General features: G+C 43.5%; 2 protein-coding genes and 1 pseudogene. All 3 read left to right on the forward strand.

Annotation, left to right across the window (positions count from 1 at the left end; all coding sequences use genetic code 11):
• Positions 1-238: pseudogene (locus K5677_RS04025) on the forward strand (3-deoxy-7-phosphoheptulonate synthase); the annotation flags it as partial.
• A gap of 20 nt (positions 239-258) precedes the next feature.
• The gene (locus K5677_RS04030) at positions 259-726 is read left to right on the forward strand and encodes a GNAT family N-acetyltransferase (protein ID WP_296724959.1); all 468 of its coding nucleotides are present in this window, start codon (positions 259-261) and stop codon (positions 724-726) included.
• Between the two features lie 87 nt (positions 727-813).
• Positions 814-3342, forward strand: a complete 2529-nt coding sequence (locus K5677_RS04035) for an AMP-binding protein (RefSeq protein ID WP_296724961.1) — start codon at positions 814-816, stop codon at positions 3340-3342.
• The last annotated feature ends 1236 nt before the right edge of the window (positions 3343-4578 follow it).

Raw genomic sequence — 4578 nt, forward strand, 5'->3', positions numbered from 1 at the left:
CCACGCTAACTCAGGTAAGCAGTATCTTGAACAGCCTCGTATTCTTTCTGAAGTTATGCACTGCTGCCGTCACAATAAAGACATTCGCCGCATGATAAAGGGATTCATGGTCGAAAGCTATCTGGAGGACGGTTCACAGGGCATTAATGACGGAGTATTCGGAAAGTCTATCACTGATCCATGCCTTGGTTGGGAAAAGACAGAGGATATGTTGCTTCGCACTGCTGATATTTTGTGATTAAACGGAAGGATAGACTAATGCTGATAAGAAAAGCTATAAGTACAGATATTCCCGGGATTCTGAATCTTCTGCTTCAGGTCGATATGGTTCACCACAATGGCAGACCGGATCTTTTCAAAGGACCGGCTACAAAATATAACGCAGAGGAATTACTGAAAATCATTAAAGATTCCATGACGCCTGTATTTGTTTGTGTTGACAAGGAGAAAGTTTTAGGACACGCTTTCTGTATTCATAAACAAGTAGTTGGTGATTCCGTCCTGACAGATATAAAAACGCTGTACATTGATGATATCTGCGTGGATGAAAATAACAGAGGTAAGCATATAGGCAAGCTGCTCTATGAACACGTTCTGGAATATGCGAAGAAAAGCGGCTTTTACAACATCACACTGAATGTATGGACTTGTAATCCGGGTGCAATGAAATTTTATGAAAGTCTCGGCTTGAAGCCGCAGAAGATCTGTATGGAGACGATACTTTAACCCGTTTTTCTTGTCAGATTTGTTTTGTTCATTTTATGTGTACACCTTTATGCATATATATTTATAATTAAAAAAGGAATGATAAATATGAAAATCGGCTTTTCAACACTTGCTTGTCCTGAATGGTCATGGACAGACATTTATTCAATGGCAAAGGATTTTAAGTTCGACGGAATCGAGATAAGAGGTCTCGGCAACGAGATATTCTCCGTCAAGGCTCAGCCTTTTACTGAGGCTCAGCTTCCTAATACCATTGCCAAGCTACAGTCGCTGGGACTTGAAATTCCTTGTCTATCATCAGGTGCCTGCCTTAAATTCAAGGACAAGTATCAGGAGGCAGAGGACGAGATAAAGGCTTATGCTCAGCTTGCAAGCAAGCTCGGCGCTTCATATATCAGAATACTGGGCGACCTTGAACCTGCCCCCGGCGGCGATGTTGACGATGACTATATCATAGAGACGCTGAAGAAGCTCGTTCCTATAGCTGAGGAGTATAATGTAACTCTCCTCGTTGAGACAAACGGCGTATACTCCGATACAGCAAGACTTGCAAAGGTGCTCGACAGCGTAAAGAGCCGCAAGGTGGCTGCTCTCTGGGATATGCATCACCCATATCGCTATAACAATGAAGCTCCCGAGACTACAGTTGCAAATCTCGGCGAGTACATCAAGTACATACAGGTCAAGGACAGCGTTATGCGCGAGGACGGCACTGTAGAGTACCGTATCATGGGCACCGGCGATATCCCTGTAAAGGCTATGATAGAAGCCCTTGATACTATCAACTACAACGGCTATATCTCCCTTGAATGGGTAAAGCGCTGGGCGCGTGATCTCAGCGACGCAGGTATCGTTATACCTCAGTTCGCAGAGTACATGGCTCCCTATAAGAAAAAGCACAAGCACCCTCTCCAGACAAACATGAGAGGTGACGGTCAGTATCCATGGCCTAAGGAACGTATCATCAATTACACCTTCCCTGACATACTTGACCGTATCTGTGAGCAGTTCCCCAATCAGTATGCATTCCGCTATACTGAGCTTGACTATACAAGAACATACCCGGAGTTCCGCGACGATGTTGATACTTTTGCACGTTCACTCCTTGCAATGGGCGTAAAGAAGGGCGACCACGTTGCTATCTGGGCTACAAATGTACCTCAGTGGTATATCACATTCTGGGCTACCACAAAGATCGGTGCTGTTCTTGTTACAATGAATACAGAATACCGTATCCACGAGGCTGAGTATCTTCTGAGACAGTCTGATACCATGACTCTCGTTATGATAGACGGTATCAAGAACATAAACTATGTAGATATCATCAAGGAGCTCTGTCCCGAGCTTGAGACCTGCGAACCAGGAAAGCTCAATTCTGCAAAGCTTCCTTATCTCAAGAATGTTATCACAGTTGACTCCGAGAATAAAGGCTGCTTTACATGGGAGCAGGCTATGGAGCTTTCAAAGAATGTTCCCTACAGCGAGGTGGAGCGCGTAAGAAAGACTATCGATATCCACGATGTTGCAAATATGCAGTACACCTCAGGAACAACAGGCTTCCCGAAGGGCGTAATGCTTACACACTATAACGTAGTCAATAACGGTAAGGCTATCGGAGACTGCATGGATCTCTCCACAGCTGACCGTATGATGATTCAGGTGCCTATGTTCCACTGCTTCGGCATGGTTCTGGCTATGACAGCCTCCATGACTCATGGTACAACAATGTCTCCTATAACACGTTTCTCACCGAGAAAGGGACTTGCTTGCATCAACAAGGAGAAGATAACCTGTTTCCACGGTGTTCCTACAATGTTCATTGCTATGCTTGGACATGAGGACTTCCCGAAGACAGACTTCTCTTACATGAGAACAGGAATCATGGCAGGCTCTCCTTGTCCTATCAAGACAATGGAAGAGGTCGTTGAGAAGATGCACATGAGCGAGATCTGTATAACCTACGGTCAGACCGAAGCTTCTCCTGCAACTACCATGAGCAAGACCACTGACTCATTAGAGCAGCGTGTTAACACTGTCGGCGGACCTATTTTCGGTGTTGAGTGCCGAATAGTTGATCCTGAGACTAATCAGGAGGTTCCTGATGACGTTGACGGCGAGTTCGTAGCAAGAGGATATAACATTATGAAGGGCTACTACAAGATGCCCGAAGCAACTGCAGCAGCTATTGACAGCGAAGGCTGGCTCCACACTGGAGACCTGGCAAGGCGCCGTTCCGAGGACGGATACTTCAAGATAACAGGCCGTATCAAGGATATGATAATCCGCGGCGGTGAAAACATCTACCCCAAGGAGATTGAGGACTTCCTCTACACATATCCAAAGGTAAAGGACGTACAGGTTATCGGCGTACCTGATGAGGATTACGGCGAGGAGATAATGGCTTGTATCGTACTGCAGGACGGCGAGACAGCTACCGAGCAGGAGATAAAGGACTTCTGCCTTGCAAGAATGGCAAAGCACAAGTGCCCGAGATATGTTGATTTCGTTGACGGCTTCCCGATGAATGCCGCAGGAAAGATACTCAAGTACAAGATGAGAGAGCAGGCAGTTGAGAAGCTCAAGCTACATAAGGCTGACAGTATTGTTACAGCATAAAAAATATCCGTATTTTCGATAACTCTTAAAATGTTCAGAAAACCAGAGCTATTGACATATAAAAGATATTACACAAAATGGTATCCCTTTGAAGGCGTGATCTGTCAGATATGCAGAAACAATAATGTACAACATATGAAGAAATGTTTGTCGTTCCTAAAGTGAGCCACTTTGAAATGTATGACCTTGAACCGTATGTGACGGAGGCATTTGAGTATATTCTACCGTACTTTGAGCAGAATTCATTAAAGCAGTTTGTGTCTGACAAGATAGAGTATGTCAATAGCCCAAGGTCTATTGACACATATAACATCTGTTTCAAATACATCGCATTAAAAGATTGAAGTAATGCAATAGAAAGCAATAAGCAATTGAAAGGAAATGACTATAGCAGAAATGATTTTCATTCGGAATAATTCTATTCCACTCATTTATTCCACACGAAAATTATAAAAGGCTATAAATTGACAAAAACAGTGCGTTACAAAAATTCGAATTCCTCTCTGTCCGCTTTTTTTAAGAAGCCTGTATTTCGAGAAAAACACCGAAATACAGGCTTTCCTGTTAACTACAGAAAGCAGGTATAACTGAAATTTTGCAGTTGCGTGTGAAGAAAATACAGGCATAATTCACACGAATTCACACGAAATTCACACGAAATTCACACGAAGAAAAGGCGATATAATGTTATGAAAGAAGCAGCTCCCGAGAGGGAGCGCCGATAAAGAAGTATTTGAGATTTTAAGATGAGGTTGCGTAACCGCATTGGTTACGCAACCTTTCTCTTTTTGTCGTACTTCATACTGTCAGCGACCGCAGTCGATACTGCGACATCGAAGCGATAATAAATGTCAATATGCTGTGTGCGGTGACCGCTGCTCTTATCGTGAGTATATTTCCTTGAAATGATGATATCTACGGACGGCGAGGAACATGAACGTGCGGAGTGCGTTTATATCCAACTGCTTCACGGGCTTGACAAGTGTAGCGACGTGGACGAATAATCGCAGAAAAGGCTTTGCAGGGATGCATAGCCTTTTGCAATAATATCCTTGTGTAAATCAACCGTGCCTTACACTTCATCAAACAAATTTTAGGTAACCTCTAAAAACCCATTGAAGGAATCATCAAAACATGGTATAATAGAAGCATGAAAGTACGAATGAAAAGTTTCTTCGATGAAGAAAACAGAATGGAAAAAATCAGTAAGATTGGTGATCCGCTGGAGATATTAAA

It is taken from the genome of Ruminococcus sp. (genome assembly GCF_024684275.1).